General features: G+C 40.1%; 14 protein-coding genes and 3 tRNA genes. 7 read left to right on the top strand and 10 right to left on the bottom strand.

Features of this window, described 5'->3' with window-relative positions; all coding sequences use genetic code 11:
* Positions 1 to 15: 15 nt before the first annotated feature.
* The 9 genes from FOC45_RS03940 to FOC45_RS03900 form a co-directional block, all read right to left on the bottom strand.
* Positions 16 to 1017, bottom strand: coding sequence for a VWA domain-containing protein (locus FOC45_RS03940; protein ID WP_009388908.1), 1002 nt, complete (start codon positions 1015 to 1017; stop codon positions 16 to 18).
* A gap of 20 nt (positions 1018 to 1037) precedes the next feature.
* Positions 1038 to 2672: a BatD family protein gene (locus FOC45_RS03935; protein ID WP_009388907.1), complete on the bottom strand. Its 1635-nt coding sequence runs from the start codon at positions 2670 to 2672 to the stop codon at positions 1038 to 1040.
* A gap of 25 nt (positions 2673 to 2697) precedes the next feature.
* Complete coding sequence (locus FOC45_RS03930; RefSeq protein ID WP_009388906.1) at positions 2698 to 3561, bottom strand: DUF58 domain-containing protein; 864 nt, start codon at positions 3559 to 3561, stop codon at positions 2698 to 2700.
* An 11-nt stretch (positions 3562 to 3572) separates the two neighbouring features.
* Positions 3573 to 4028 (bottom strand): putative toxin-antitoxin system toxin component, PIN family, encoded by a 456-nt coding sequence (locus tag FOC45_RS03925; protein ID WP_009388905.1) that lies wholly within the window; start codon positions 4026 to 4028, stop codon positions 3573 to 3575.
* Entirely contained in the window at positions 4009 to 4236 is a 228-nt protein-coding gene (locus tag FOC45_RS03920; RefSeq protein WP_009388904.1) for a hypothetical protein, read from the bottom strand. The genes FOC45_RS03925 and FOC45_RS03920 overlap by 20 nt, the downstream gene beginning before the upstream one ends.
* A 59-nt stretch (positions 4237 to 4295) precedes the next feature.
* On the bottom strand, positions 4296 to 5297 hold the full coding sequence (locus tag FOC45_RS03915) for a MoxR family ATPase (protein ID WP_009388903.1): 1002 nt from the start codon (positions 5295 to 5297) through the stop codon (positions 4296 to 4298).
* Positions 5298 to 5491: 194 nt separating this feature from the next.
* A tRNA-Arg gene (locus FOC45_RS03910) sits at positions 5492 to 5565 on the bottom strand.
* A 67-nt stretch (positions 5566 to 5632) separates the two neighbouring features.
* Positions 5633 to 5707: transfer RNA gene (locus FOC45_RS03905), tRNA-Pro, on the bottom strand.
* A 26-nt stretch (positions 5708 to 5733) separates the two neighbouring features.
* Positions 5734 to 5817: transfer RNA gene (locus FOC45_RS03900), tRNA-Ser, on the bottom strand.
* A gap of 477 nt (positions 5818 to 6294) precedes the next feature.
* Here FOC45_RS03900 and FOC45_RS03895 point away from each other — a divergent pair.
* The 7 genes from FOC45_RS03895 (at position 6295) to prfB (ending at position 10617) form a co-directional block, all read left to right on the top strand.
* Positions 6295 to 6729 carry a hypothetical protein gene (locus tag FOC45_RS03895; RefSeq protein ID WP_196774067.1) on the top strand — a complete coding sequence of 145 codons (435 nt, stop codon included), beginning with the start codon at positions 6295 to 6297 and terminating at the stop codon, positions 6727 to 6729.
* 58 nt (positions 6730 to 6787) lie between these two features.
* A complete protein-coding gene (gene pyrH, locus FOC45_RS03890; RefSeq protein ID WP_009388900.1) occupies positions 6788 to 7495 on the top strand; it encodes a UMP kinase in 708 nt (235 codons plus the stop codon).
* Positions 7496 to 7737: 242 nt separating this feature from the next.
* Positions 7738 to 8457, top strand: coding sequence for a nitroreductase family protein (locus FOC45_RS03885; protein ID WP_009388899.1), 720 nt, complete (start codon positions 7738 to 7740; stop codon positions 8455 to 8457).
* A gap of 56 nt (positions 8458 to 8513) precedes the next feature.
* Positions 8514 to 8717, top strand: a complete 204-nt coding sequence (locus tag FOC45_RS03880; RefSeq protein WP_009388898.1) for a hypothetical protein — start codon at positions 8514 to 8516, stop codon at positions 8715 to 8717.
* Positions 8717 to 8950, top strand: coding sequence for a hypothetical protein (locus FOC45_RS03875; protein WP_002678670.1), 234 nt, complete (start codon positions 8717 to 8719; stop codon positions 8948 to 8950). Before FOC45_RS03880 ends, FOC45_RS03875 begins: the two co-directional genes overlap by 1 nt.
* 11 nt (positions 8951 to 8961) lie before the next feature.
* On the top strand, positions 8962 to 9516 hold the full coding sequence (frr, locus tag FOC45_RS03870) for a ribosome recycling factor (protein ID WP_009388897.1): 555 nt from the start codon (positions 8962 to 8964) through the stop codon (positions 9514 to 9516).
* A protein-coding gene (prfB, locus tag FOC45_RS03865; protein ID WP_155846594.1) for a peptide chain release factor 2 occupies positions 9513 to 10617 on the top strand; the annotation gives its coding sequence in 2 pieces (ribosomal slippage) (positions 9513 to 9575 and positions 9577 to 10617; 1104 coding nt in all). Before frr ends, prfB begins: the two co-directional genes overlap by 4 nt.
* Before the next feature lie 61 nt (positions 10618 to 10678).
* Here prfB and mgtE read toward each other — a convergent pair.
* Entirely contained in the window at positions 10679 to 12034 is a 1356-nt protein-coding gene (gene mgtE / locus FOC45_RS03860) for a magnesium transporter (RefSeq protein ID WP_009388895.1), read from the bottom strand.
* Positions 12035 to 12044: the final 10 nt, after the last annotated feature.

Below are 12044 nucleotides of genomic sequence, written 5' to 3'. Positions count from 1 at the left end.
TGACAGTCTCTTTTTTTAAATATCATTTCTAAGTAAAGTGTGTTTCAAAACAAACTCTAATAATAATAAGAGTCCTGCTACAAGCACCCACCATCTGAATTTCTCATCTACTTCGGTATATTTAAATTCTTCTATCTTAGTAGTTTCCATCTGGTTAATCTCGTCGTAAATCTGTTGCAACTTCTGGTTGTTAGTAGCGCGGAAATAACGTCCTTTAGTCACTTGGGCTATCTTCTTCATCAGTGGCTCGTCTATATCTACCTGCTGCATACGGTATATGATGCTGCCATCGGCATTCAGGGCGTAAGGCGACAATGCCATTCCGTTAGTACCTATCCCCACCGTATAGACTTTGATGCCGTATTCTGCTGCCAACTCGGCTGCCGTTTGTGGGTCTATAAAACCGGTATTGTTCACCCCATCAGTTAATAGGATAATTACCCTACTCTTAGCCTTGCTTTCTTTAAGTCGGTTTACAGCCGTAGCCAAGCCCATACCTATAGCGGTACCGTCTTCTATCTGCCCATAAGTGATTTCAGAAAGGGCATTTAGTATAATCAATTTGTCGGTAGTAACAGGGGTTTTAGTATAGCTTTCGCCTGCGTAAATTACCAAACCTATACGGTCATTAGGACGGTCTTTCACAAACTGCGAGGCTACCTTCTTCAGTGCCTCAAAGCGGTTAGGCTTCAAGTCTTGCGACAACATACTAGCCGATACATCAATCGCCATTACTATATCAATACCATCTGTTATTTTGGTCTTAGCATTCTCTGAATGCGTCTGTGGACGAGCAAGGGCTACTACTATCAGCGCAATAGCTATCATACGCAGCACAAAAAGCAAGTGGTAAAGAGCATCGCTCCAACTCTTCGTCTTCTTGAAGGCTATGGTAGTCGAAAAAGTAACATTAGCTTGTGATTTCTTATTCCAATACCAATACCAAAGTAGCATTAGTGGCAAAAGCAATAGCAGCCAGAAAAACTCAGGATTGGCAAATATGATATTCTTAAACATCTGATTAACGATTTTAGGTGTTATTCTGTTTTAAATGCAATTGAGTTTACTACTCTCTTAGCAATAGCCTTTGCATTTAAATCATTTATATAGGTAATGAGCAACTGCTGTAAGGCACCATTTTCAGTAAAGCTATAAAGCTCATAATTTGCTTTGAAAAGGTTGCCGTTTTTATCGGGCAGTGTCATTTCACCAAATACTTTCATTCCTTTTACACCTGCAGGGGTTGTGTATTCCTCTTGCAAGGTGGTGATATTCTTAGCGCCAGCCTTGTCGAGCTGTGCGAGCACTATCTCATTGACCAACTGCGGGTCTAAAGAGATATTGCCATCACCGCGCTCACTACTATTACCTCCGGTTTCCTTTACAAAGGTGATAATATTAGTCATTATATACAGCTCAGAGTTAAGGCTACCAAAATAGAAAGTACTCTGACTGTGAATAATAGGTTTGAAGCCCGTAATATCTACTATCTGCTTGCGCATTAGCACTTTCGGAGTGGTAAGCTCGGTAATAGGATATCCATAATCACTAGTTACCCATTTTCCTTCGTTTAGCTCTGCCACATACGGATTAAACAACCAATTTTTAAGGGTACGATAGCCAAAATACAATCCTACTCCCCCGAGCAAGAAGAAAAGGAGTATCCCCACCCCTATTTTTATAAGGAGTTTCTTTCGTTTTTGCCTTTTGAGGGCTAATGCTTTCTGCCTTGCTTCATTGATAGCCTGTTCGTCAGTAGGTTCAAGCGGAATAGCTTCTTTAGTTTTAATCACTACATTTTCGATGGTTTCGCGGTCGTATTCAGCATTGTCATCAGAGGGTTTATTCTTAGCAAATTTCACCAAATCGGCAGTCTGTAATACCCTTTTAAGGTTAGTAATCGTCTCCTGATTAAGGTTTAGTTTGCCTTTTTCTTGTAGTAGATTTATTTTGGTCAATAACTCATCAGTAGTACTCTCTTTTGCAAGTATATGTACCTCCTCTTCTAAGTAGGCTTTCACTATATCAGTCAAACGAGTATAGTATTCTTTGTGTTGCGATTGTATCAGGTATTTAGAGTTTTGTAGCTCTTTTAAATCTTGAATAGCACGGTCGAAAGGAGGTAGTTTTTTCTGTGTTTGCAAGAAAGGAAATTTCTTTTTGCGGATAAACACAAAATAAACAAAAGCTACTATCAACAGCAATAACACTGCAGCAATAATTGTAAGTATCCACCCATACGAGGTAAAAGGTTTCTTAACCTCTTGTATAGGTTTGATGTCGTAGAGGGGCTGTTTGAGGGTATCAATAGCCACTGTGTGCACCTCTACCAATAGCGAATCGGTAAAATAATCCTTATTATTGATGCGTATTTTCTGAGACGGAATGGTGTACTTCCCTTCGTCAAACTGGGTAAGGTAGTACTCCTTTACCAATCGGTACTTCCCGCCATCGCGCAACGTATCAGCTGCACGAGTTTTCACCATTTCCAAAGGAGCAAATGTCTGTCCCTCAGGAAAAGATACCGGTGTATCGGCAGGCGTTTCTACCGACACTTTATACTGTATTTGTTCCCCTATTTTGATGTTTTTCGTATTAGTTTCCACCTTCACCTCTTGGGCGTAAAGCATTGGGAAAGCTAATAAAAACGTATAATACAATAATCGCTTCATCTTCTTTACTAATTTGCTAATTATCTCATCGCCTTTTAAAGTAGCCTAATAGTTTCTGCGTATAACTCTCGTCATTACGACAATTCACTACCCCAGCTCCTGATTTCTGCCAAAGCCCCTCGAAGTAGCTCACCGTATCGCGGTACTGCTGCGCATACTCTTTGCGCACTGCCGAAGAAGCTGTATTTACCCGCATAAGACCACCTGTTTCGGCATCTTTCACCATTATATAGCCCAAATTAGGCAACTCCGTTTCCTTTTGATCATAGATGCGAATGCCGGTAATATCATGCTTTTTAGCCGCTATCTGTATAGGCTTCTCATACCCTTTATCGATAAAGTCAGAAAGCATAAATACAATAGCTTTTTTCTTCATCACCCTACTGAGGAACTGAAAAGCCTCGCCTATATTGGTCTTAAAACTCTTAGGTTCAAACTCTATAAGCTCTCTGATGATGCGCAGCACGTGAGATTTTCCTTTTTTAGGCGGTATAAACAATTCTATCTGGTCTGAAAAGAGTATCAAACCTGTTTTATCATTGTTTTGTAATGCCGAAAATGCTAAAGTAGCTGCTATTTCGGTGATAATTTCGCTCTTAAACTGCTGTTGTGTACCAAAAAGTTCGCTACCACTCACATCTACCATTAGCATAAGGGTCAGTTCGCGTTCCTCTTCAAATACTTTCACGAAAGGCTCATTATAGCGTGCCGTAACGTTCCAGTCTATCATACGAATATCATCGCCAAACTGGTACGGACGTACCTCGCTAAAGGTCATACCGCGCCCTTTGAAAGTAGAGTGGTACTCCCCTCCGAAAATATTATCGGAGAGTTTTCGCGTTTTAATCTCTATCTTGCGTACTTTTTTTAATAATTCTTTTGTATCCAAAATCTATACTGTCAATCAAAAAAGTGATGATTACCTTTGTTTAATGATAAATTGTTAATGGTTAATTCCCAAAACTCTCTTGGAGTTACAATTTTAGTATGCAAATATTCTGAAATAGTAAAATCATTTGTATTGCCTGTTATAATAAAATCAGCTTTACTCTCGTAGGCTAACTCTAAAATCATATTATCATCTTGGTCAGAAATAATATCCAATTTTATTTCAGGAGTATATTTTACCGATTTCATTGTTATTTCTGTTAGAATAAGCTCTGCTTTTTTAGCAAAATCAGGAAATCTCTGAAATTTAGGTCGAGATAATACATCAAAATATTCTTCTATAAGTTCATCAGAAACACAAATTCTAATTTTACCTTCTAAGAATAAATCAAAAATAATCAAATAAGGATAGCTTTTTTGAATTAATGATGAAACTATTACATTCGTATCAATAATTACGCTTTTCATTTCTTACAGCCTTTACTTCAGCAGAAATATCGTCCATTGTCATTGCTGAAAGTCCGTATTTTTCTGAAAGTTCTACCACTTGTTGTAATCCTATTTTAGTAATTTCTCTACTAATAATATCAAGTAGCTCAGAAAAGTGCAATCGCTCTTCTTTGATGCCAAACTTCTGATACTCAAGTTCTGAAATAGATATTTGCAACGTCCTCATAATACTATATTCTTAATTGTTACACTCCCTAATTTGCTAATTAGCAAATCGGCTAATTACTAAGGCACTTCAATCGTATTTACGATTTTATGTACCATCTCTACAGAGGTAATATTCTCAGCCTCAGCTTCGTAAGTGATACCTATACGATGGCGAAGCACATCGAATACTACAGCACGTACGTCTTCAGGAATGACATAACCACGACGCTTGATAAAAGCATAGCACTTAGCTGCCATAGCAAGATTGATACTACCACGTGGCGAAGCTCCAAAGCTGATAAGCGGCTTAAGGTCTGCTAATCCGTATTTTTCAGGATAACGGGTGGCAAAGATGATGTCCAAAATATATTTTTCTATCTTCTCGTCCATATATACCTCTCTAACAGCTGCCTGTGCGTTAGTAATCTGCTCTAAACTCACTGTTTGGTTCACCACCGCATAGCTATTGCTTAGATTGTCGCGCATAATCTGCTGTTCTTCGTCTATTTTAGGGTAGTCAATTACTGTTTTTAACATAAAACGGTCTACTTGCGCCTCAGGTAGCGGATACGTACCTTCTTGCTCCACTGGGTTTTGGGTAGCCATAACCATAAAAGGAGTATCGAGCTTAAAAGTAGAGTCGCCTATAGTTACTTGACGCTCTTGCATAGCCTCTAACAGCGCTGATTGTACCTTAGCAGGAGCACGGTTTATCTCGTCAGCCAATACAAAGTTAGCAAAGATAGGTCCCTTTTTGATAGAAAACTCATTTTGCTTGATGTTGTAGGTCATTGTACCAATGACATCGGCAGGCAGTAAGTCGGGGGTAAACTGTATACGACTGAAAGAGCCGTGCACTGACTTAGCCAGCGTATTGATAGATAGGGTTTTAGCCAACCCAGGAACGCCCTCTAAAAGGATATGCCCTTTGCCTAACAAGCCGATAAGCAAGGCATTGACCATATGTTTTTGCCCAATGATAACCTTATTCATTTCGGCAGTAAGTATATCGATAAAGGCGCTTTCCCTCTCGATTTTTTCGTTTATTTTACTGATATCAACAGCAGTTCTTTGTTCCATATATTAATTAATTTTTCAGTATTTTGCTTTATACAAATATTGTGCCGCGCAGGGCAAAGATAGGAAATAATTTTGAATTATGAGTATAGCAGCGAATATGAGATGTAGAATTTGGGTTAAAACAAAATAACGCAGGGCAAAAGCTCTGCGTTATTTCGAACATAAATTTTAATACAAAATGAAACAAATTCTCGTGATCACGACAGGATTCGAACCTGTGACCGTCTGCTTAGAAGGCAGATGCTCTATCCAGCTGAGCTACGTGACCATTTTCCAAAAAAAATATTCCAATAATGCAACTCACAAGGAAACATTAATGAAATATTTTATTTTTGTCGGGGCGGCAGGATTCGAACCTGCGACCTCCTGGTCCCAAACCAGGCGCGATGACCGGACTACGCTACGCCCCGAATTTATCAGTCTTTGCTAAAAGATGCGGAGAGACTGGGACTCGAACCCAGGCGACGGTTACCCGCCGACAGATTAGCAATCTGCTCCGTTACCACTCCGGCACCTCTCCTTTATTTTTATGAACTCCTTTTCTGTCTCTTTTGCGGTTGCAAAGGTACTACGATTTTTTCATTCTGCAAATTTTTCGGCAACTTTTTTTCATTTTTTTTTGAATAAAAATCATAATTCACTCATTATCAATAGATAATAAAATAACTTTTTTATCATTAGTTATTAGGTTTTAGGCTTTAGTCGTTAGTTTTTCAGCAATAACAAGGTGCTTTTTCTAGTTAATGGGAGGATTGGGAAGGCTGAGAAGGCTGGGTGGAATGAGAAATTTGAAATAGATTATGAATAGGATTGGTGTAGGATATTTTTCTGGTTTTTAGGCGGTGATTAGACGTTTGTGCTTCGCTCATCTTTCGGTAATCCTTCGGTGATGCTGTATCCTTCCTATATCTAAGGTAAAGGGAAGGTATAGAAGAAAATTTTTCTGAAAGAGCTGAAAAGGCTGGGAGGATTGGGTGGGCTGGGACGAGTGAGACAAGTGGAACAGGTGGGAGTGCGAGCCGCACTGGCGATTGTGGGACAGGTGAGACGAGTGGGACGGGTGGGAGTGCGAGCCGCACTGGCGATTGTGGGACAAGTGGGACAAGTGGGACGGGTGGGACAGGTGAGACAAGTGGGACAGGTGAGACAGGTGGGACAAGTGGGACAAGTGAGACAAATGGGACAAGTGGGACAAGTGAGACAGGCGGGAGTGCGAGCCGCACTGGCGATTGTGAGACAGGTGGGACAAGTGAGACAAGTGGGAGGGCTGAGAAGGCTGAGAAGGCTGAGAAGATTGGGTGGGCTGGGAAGATTGAGTGGGCTGGGAAGATTGAGTGGGCTGGGAAGATTGGGTGGGCTGGGAGGATTGGGAGGAATGAAAAAAATGGGCGTTTTTGTAAGTTGCTGTACTTTTTTTTGGTACTCTCATTAAAATTACTTACTTTTGTAAAATCTTATATCTGAAACAGAACCAATAAGCTATATTGAAAATGAAATATAAACGTATTTTGCTCAAACTCAGCGGGGAAGCCCTTATGGGAAGTCGCCAATACGGCATAGACCCTGCTAGACTAAAAGAGTATGCCACTGAAATAAAAGAGGTGGTAGCTATGGGAGTTGAAGTGGCTATCGTTATCGGCGGTGGCAATATTTTTCGCGGCGTAGCTGGCGCTAGCAATGGTATGGATAGAGTACAAGGCGACTATATGGGTATGCTCGCTACTGTTATCAACTCGCTCGCCCTACAAAGTGCCTTAGAAGACGAAGGTATCTATACTCGTCTGCAAACGGCTATTAAAATGGAAGCGATGGCCGAACCTTTTATCAAACGTCGCGCTGTACGTCACTTAGAAAAAGGACGCGTGGTTATCTTTGGGGCAGGAACTGGTAATCCTTATTTTACAACCGATTCGGCTGCTGTACTTCGCGCTATTGAAATCAATGCAGATGTAATCCTGAAAGGTACTCGTGTAGATGGTATCTATACTGCTGACCCTGAGAAAGACCCTAAGGCTGTGAAGTTTGACCATATCTCTTTCAATGAATGTATTGATAAAAACCTTAAAGTAATGGATATGACGGCTTTTACTCTTAGCCAAGAGAACCATTTGCCTATTATTGTATTTGATATGAACAAAAAAGGCAATCTCGCTAAAGTAGTAGCAGGGGAAAATGTAGGAACCGTAGTTAATGATTAATGGTTAATGATTAATGGTTAATGATTAATGATTGATGGTTAATGATTGATGGTTAATGGTTAATGATTGATGGTTAATGATTAATGGTTAGATTTTGATATAAACTTTGGCAGAGTTTATAATTGCTTGTCGTGCTACGACCTTTGGCAAAGTGTAGTGATAAGTAACTCGGAGCCCCTTATAAAACTCCAAGCCCTCTGAGTTTTTCATCATTCTCTAACAAGTAACAACAAATAAACAATATGTTAAAAGACATTTTAGATTTTAGAAGGGCGATACGTTATTACGCTCCTACGCCTATTAGTGAAGAGAAGGTGCGGGAGTGCCTTAAATTGGCTACTCTGGCTCCTACCACGTATAATATGCAGTTGTATGAAGTTTATCACATCACCGATAAGGAACTACTCAAAAAACTGGGACACGCTTGCCTTGACCAGCAAACGGCTACTACAGCACAGCAAATGGTAGTATTCGTTGCCCGACAAGACAAACACCGTCTGCACGCCAAGAAGGTTCTAGAGTTTGAACGCGGTAATATACAGCGCAATAGTCCACCAGAGAAACAAGCCAAGCGCATCAAGGAACAAGAGAAGTTTTACAACCAGCTGATGCCTTTTCTCTTTAGCAGGTGTTTTGGTCTTTTGGGTCTTTTGCGCAAGACTTTGGGGGTAGTTAGCAGTTGGTTTCATCCTATGATGCAACTCGTTTCTGAAAGTGATATGCGGGTGAATGTACACAAGAGTTGCGGATTGGTAGCGCAAACCTTTATGCTGGCAATGGCAGAAGCAGGCTATGACACCTGTCCTATAGAAGGCTTTGATAGCCGACGCGTAAAAAAGATATTACACCTGCCTTATGGAGCAGAAGTGAATATGCTCGTATCTTGCGGACTGCGTGAAGATCAAGGCGTTAGGGGAGAACGCTTTAGACTGCCTTTTGAAGAAATATACAAGAAGAAATAAGGACAATGATTAATGGTTAATGATTGATGGTTAATGGTTAATGATTAAAATGATTAATGGAAGTATTATTCAATTGGTGTTGTGAAGTAATGCAATCATTGGCAAATTTCACAGGGTTTACCTATAAAGAAGTGAATGCTATTGTCTTTATTTTTCTAATGCCTATGGTAAATATTGCTCTTTTGCTACTTTTTGTAGTTAAATACATACAATACAGAGAGAAAAAGCGCTTTATTAAAGAATTAGAAGCACAATACTAATGGAACAAAATCTATTACATAGATGTTTTGACCTTGCAGTGGAAGGCTTGTATTTATTAGCAGATTCTTTTGGAACTACTTATGAAGCAGTGAACATCTATTTGTTTGTGATTATACAACCATTATTGACAATTTTATTGATTGTAGGTATTTTCTTCTTTTATAAGAAGAACAATAATCTACAAATGAAAATTAAAAAGTTATTATCTAATAAAACTAATACTAATAAATAAAACAATATACAATGAACGAAGAGATTAATATCATCTTAGACAGTACCTCAGAAGCGATGCAAGAGGCATTGCAACACTTAGACAAGGCTTTGGGCAACATTCGTGCTGGTAAAGCAAGTCCGCAAATGTTAGGCAGCGTAATGGTAGATTACTACGGTGCTCAAACGCCTCTGAGCCAAGTAGCTAACGTAGCTGCTCCGGACTCGCGCACCATCACTATACAGCCTTGGGAAAAGAAAATGATTCAACCTATAGAGAAAGCTATTCAGATAGCGAACTTAGGCTTCAACCCTATGAATAACGGTGAAATGGTGATTATCAGCGTTCCCCCATTGACTGAAGAGCGCCGTAAAGAGCTGGTAAAGCAAGCTAAAGGCGAAGGTGAAGATGCTAAAATAAGTGTACGCAACGCTCGCCAAGAAGCTAATAAAGAGATTAAAAAGGTAGAAACTTCTGATGACATCAAGAAAGATGCTGAAGAACGCGTACAAAAACTCACCGATAAATACATCAAAAAAGTAGAAGAAGTATTAGCCGCTAAGGAAGCTGAGATATTAAAAGTATGACAAATACCGAACAAGTAAAAGACTTAATGAATCGCCTGGGTGCGTTAAGGAGGTATCTTTGACATAGATGCCAAACGTATAGAAATAAGCAACGAAGAAGAAAAAACCTTTGCTCCCGACTTCTGGGATAACGCTAAAGAAGCTGAGAAGATAATGCGCGAACTGCGCGTGAAGAAAAAGTGGGTGGAAGATTATGAAGAAGCCGAAAGCCTAACCTCTGACGTAGAGGTAATGTTGGACTTCTTGAAAGATGGGGAAGCCTCAGCCGAAGAGGTAGACCAGCAATACACCCAAGCTCTACACGCTATTGAGGCGTTAGAGTTCCGCAATATGCTCTCTGACGAAGGTGATGCTATGAGTGCTGTACTACAAATTACAGCAGGAGCAGGTGGTACTGAAAGTTGTGACTGGGCATCGATGTTGCTGCGCATGTACACTATGTGGTGCAACAACCAAAAATATAAGGTGAAAACCCTCAATTTTCAAGAAGGCGATGTTGCTGGAGTAAAAACTGTAACCATAGAGATTGAAGGTGAATATGCTTTTGGTTACCTAAAAGGGGAAAATGGTGTTCACCGCTTAGTGCGTATTTCACCTTTCGACAGTAATGCTAAACGGCATACCTCTTTTGCTTCGGTGTATGTATATCCGTTAGCCGATGATACTATTGAAATAGAAATCAATCCTGCTGATATTACTTTTGAGACAATGCGCTCGAGTGGTGCCGGTGGTCAGAACGTAAACAAGGTAGAAACTGCCGTACGACTACGCCACCACCCTACAGGTATTATCATTGAAAACTCAGAAACACGTAGTCAGTTAGACAACAAAAACAAAGCTCTGCAATTGCTTAAATCGCAGTTATACGAAATAGAGCTGAAAAAGCGTCAAGCTAAGCGTGATGAGATAGAAGCTGGAAAGATGAAAATAGAATGGGGTTCGCAGATACGCAACTATGTAATGCACCCTTATAAGCTGGTGAAAGACGTGCGCACAGGTTACGAATCGACTGATGTTGATAGTGTAATGAACGGTGAATTAGATGACTTTCTAAAAGCTTATCTTATGCTGATGGGACAAAGTAATACTAATGAGCAATAAAAAAAGATGCGAGAGGCCTTATAGCTTCTTGCATTTTTTTTTATTTATTCACTATTATAGACTAAAAGCCTAATATTAACTTCGCTATAAAGAAGTAAATTAGAATACCCAAAACATCATTACTGGTAGTGATAAAGGGTCCTGTTGCTACCGCAGGGTCTATACCGCGTTTGTGTAATAATATAGGTATGAAAGTACCTATTACTGCCGCATTTACTATCACTGTTACAAGGGCAATCGCTACGGTGATACTTACCAAGTACTCCGCTTTAAAAGCAAAATGGCTTACTAATATCACAATACCCGCTATAGTACCTCCGTTGATAAGCCCTAAGAGAAACTCTTTTAGTAATCGCTTGATAATCTCGCCATCAATTGAGTTGTTTGCTAAGCCTTGTACTACTATCGCTGAAGATTGTACCCCTACATTCCCTGCGGTAGCCTGAATAAGTGGAATGAATATCAGCAATATTGGGTATATATTCATCGTATCTTGAAATCCATTGATGATACTCGCCGCTCCAAGTCCGCCAAACATACCGATAAGCAACCAAGGTAAGCGCGCTTTAGTAAGTTTCCACACACTGTCGTCAGCTTCTACATCGTGGGTGATACCGGCCGCTAATTGATAGTCTTTTTCAGCCTCTTCTTTTATCACGTCTACCACGTCATCAATGGTAATGCGCCCTACAAGGCGTTTCATCTCATCTACTACCGGTATTGCCTCGAGGTCGTACTTACTCATTATATGAGCAACCTCTTCAGCGGTATCAGTAACATATACATAATCTACTTTTGGGATATAAATATCTTTCACCTCAGAGCGGGTAGAAGTAGTAAGTAGGTCTTTAAGTGAAAGTCGCCCTTTTAGCACATCATTATCATCTACTACATATATTGAATGTACCCGTGTAACATTGGCTGCCTGCTCTCGCATCTCCTTCACACACTTGAGCACATTCCAATTCTCATTTACCTTGACTAACTCTTTCGCCATTAACCCCCCTGCCGTATGCTCGTCATAGCGCAGCAAATCGACGATGTCCTTAGCGTGCTCTACGTCTTCTATATACGAGATAACCTCTGTTTTTCGCTCTTCTGGTAGTTCAGAAATGATGTCCACCGCGTCATCGGTATCAAGCTCTAATATCTCATCAGCAATCTCTTTAGCCGAAAGGTGCTCTAATATCTTATCGCGATAATCATCGTCTAACTCTGTCAGTACATCTGAAGTTTTCTGAGCATCAATAAGACGAATGATATATACACCCTCCTCAATATCCAATTCGTGAATAACTTCAGCTATATCGGCATAGTGCAAGTCGCTTAAGAGCGTTGTTAACTCTTTATTTTTCTTTTCTTCAATGAGCTGTTGTATTTGCTCAATGAGTGCGTCTGTTATCTTAAAAGTTGCCATAGTTCGTTTA

It is taken from the genome of Capnocytophaga sp. FDAARGOS_737 (assembly GCF_009730375.1).
GTDB classification, from domain to species: domain Bacteria; phylum Bacteroidota; class Bacteroidia; order Flavobacteriales; family Flavobacteriaceae; genus Capnocytophaga; species Capnocytophaga leadbetteri.
The sequence above is the reverse complement of the archived record's forward strand: the minus strand, read 5'-3'. Positions and strand labels throughout refer to the sequence as shown.